The organism is Mesorhizobium sp. M7A.F.Ca.CA.003.01.2.1 (assembly GCF_003998945.1).
In the GTDB taxonomy this organism is placed as follows: Bacteria; Pseudomonadota; Alphaproteobacteria; order Rhizobiales; family Rhizobiaceae; genus Mesorhizobium; species Mesorhizobium ciceri.
This window is the reverse complement of record NZ_RZRA01000916.1, coordinates 1-2,245: the sequence shown is the minus strand read 5'-3', so window position 1 is coordinate 2,245 and position 2,245 is coordinate 1. Positions and strand designations below refer to the sequence as shown.

The 2,245-nt window shown below is 63.0% G+C and carries 3 protein-coding genes; all 3 read right to left on the bottom strand.

Annotated elements, in window-relative coordinates; all coding sequences use genetic code 11:
• The coding region (locus tag EN969_RS27625) for a YciI family protein (protein ID WP_245467527.1) at nt 1-139 on the bottom strand (139 nt) is incomplete at its 3' end.
• A gap of 107 nt (nt 140-246) precedes the next feature.
• The gene (locus tag EN969_RS27620) at nt 247-1,353 is read right to left on the bottom strand and encodes a DNA topoisomerase IB (RefSeq protein ID WP_063168907.1); all 1,107 of its coding nucleotides are present in this window, start codon (nt 1,351-1,353) and stop codon (nt 247-249) included.
• A gap of 84 nt (nt 1,354-1,437) precedes the next feature.
• Complete coding sequence (locus EN969_RS27615; protein ID WP_245467526.1) at nt 1,438-2,244, bottom strand: transglutaminase family protein; 807 nt, start codon at nt 2,242-2,244, stop codon at nt 1,438-1,440.
• Nucleotide 2,245: the final 1 nt, after the last annotated feature.

Here is a 2,245-nt window from a genome sequence, read left to right as displayed (position 1 = left end):
GTGCCACCGGGCCGAGCCGACCAGCCTTGGCGTACTTGTCCTGAACGTCGAGGAGATTGGCCATGACCTCGTCGTCCTGTGCCTTGCTCCAGGAGCAGACGACATCTTCGGAGGCATAGCAGAGGATTGCGTAGAGCATGGCTGGTCCTTTTCTCTGTCAAAGGACGAAACAGTAAGACCGATCCCGACATGACGTCGATAAAAAAATCCAGATGTGACGGATTTGGCCACCGTCGGCCGCGTCGGTCAGCTTTCTCCCAGTTTCAGCCATCGCAGCACGAGAGCTTCCTCGTCATCGAGACCGGCAATCGCCCGTTTGCGCTTGTTGGCCTGCGCCATTTCATCCAGCAACCGTCCCTCGGACCACGCTTCGAAGACCCGCGGATGGATATAGCATTTGCGGCAGACGGCACGCGTATTGCCCAGCCGTTCGGCAACCTTGTCGATGACGCTGTTCATCGCCCTGTTTCGCTGCGCCTGGCTTTGCGGCAGTTCCGTTTGCGCAAACAGCGACGCGGCGTGAATGGTGCCGCCCCAGGTGCGGAAATGCTTCGAACTGAAGGCGTCACCGACCGCCTCACGGATATAGCGGTTGACGTCCTCGGAGCGGACCGGCCGCCTGTCGCCGTCCTCATCGAGATACTGGAACAGCTTCTGGCCTGGCAGGTCCTGCGCGCCACGCACAATCCTGGCGATACGGCGGTCGGCCAGCTTCAGCTTCCACTCCTTGCCCGACTTGCCCTTGAAGGCAAAGCGCAGGCTTGAACCGACAATATCGACATGCCGGTCGCGCAACGTGGTCAGCCCGAAACTCTTGTTGTCGCGGGCGTAGGCGGCATTGCCGACGCGGATCATCGTGTTGTCGAGCAGCCAGACGACCGCGGCGACGACACGCTCGAACGGCAAGCCACGACGGCGCAGATCGCTATCGACCCTGTGCCGCAGGTCCGGCAGGCTCTCGGCGAAAGCGACAAGGCTCGAATATTTGGCACCATCGCGCTCTTCGGCCCATTGCGGATGATAACGATATTGCTTGCGTCCCCGCTGGTCCCTGCCGGTTGCCTGGATATGGCCGTCCGCGTCGGGCGAAATCCACACATCCGTCCAGGCCGGCGGAATGACGATCGCCTCGATGCGGGCTTTGGTGGCGTCCGAAACCGTCCGTCCGTCCGGTCCCTTGTAGGAAAACCCCTTGCCTGTCTTCAGCCGCCGGATACCAGGCTCGGCATCGCTGACATAACTAAGCGACGCATGATCGGCCGAGCTTTGTGCCCCGTTTTTGAACACGCCATCTGGCGATACAGCGTCCTCGCCAGCCGGTCGGCCGGGCGACATTCCGGATTTCTGCAACATGTCGGCTCCACGCGAATTCCGTAGATAAGCCACTGGCCGACCGCTGGTTCCACGCGCCGTCCGAAAACGGTGTCGAGCCTGCCTTCAGGCTTTCTCGAGCACAACCGGAATGACGTCGACAGCCTGCTCGCCGACCTGTCCCCCCGTGGTCTTGAGCACGCCGACGATCGGCGCCACGTCCGAATAGTCGCGGCCGTAGCCGACGGTGATATGGTCGTTGCTGGCCCGCATGCCGTTGGTCGGATCGAATTCCTGCCAGCCTGCGTCGCGCCCGCACCAGACCTTGACCCAGGCATGCATGGCATCGGCGCCTTCCAGCCGGGGCTTGCCCTTCGGCGGGATGGTGCGCAGGAAGCCGCTGACATAGCCAGCGGGAATGCCGAGCCCGCGCAGGCCGGCGATCATGATATGCGAAAAGTCCTGGCAGACACCGCGCTTCAGCCTGAAGGCATCGCTGGCCCGGGTCCGCACCGTCGTCGCCTCGCCGTCATAGGTGAAATCACGATGAATGCGATGGCACAGGTTCATGGCCGTGCTGGCGGCGGAACCGGCGATGCTGCTGCGTGCGTAGGCAGTGATCGCATCGTCGATGCCGGCATGGGTGCTGGCCGTCAGGAAATGGTGCGGTGCATCAGGTGCCAGAGACCGCACCGCGGCGAGCTCCTGCCTGAGCCGGGCGATATCGGGCGACACGTCGAGCCCGGGCTCGGGCCGAGACACCGACACGCGGGCGCTCATCCTGATGTCGAGCGCATCATGCGCGTCGCGAAAGGCGATCGAGGTGACGTTGTTGCCGAAGAAATCGGAAAAGTCGGAACGCTCGTTGGGCGCCGGCGCAAAGGACAGTGATGCGGCGATGACGCGCTGCACGCCTGATATCGTCGACGGCAGC

Bases quoted from the DNA above. Each gene is read 5' to 3' on its own strand.
- EN969_RS27620 (WP_063168907.1), bottom strand. From the start codon at position 1,353: ATGTTGCAGAAATCCGGAATGTCGCCCGGCCGACCGGCTGGCGAGGAC.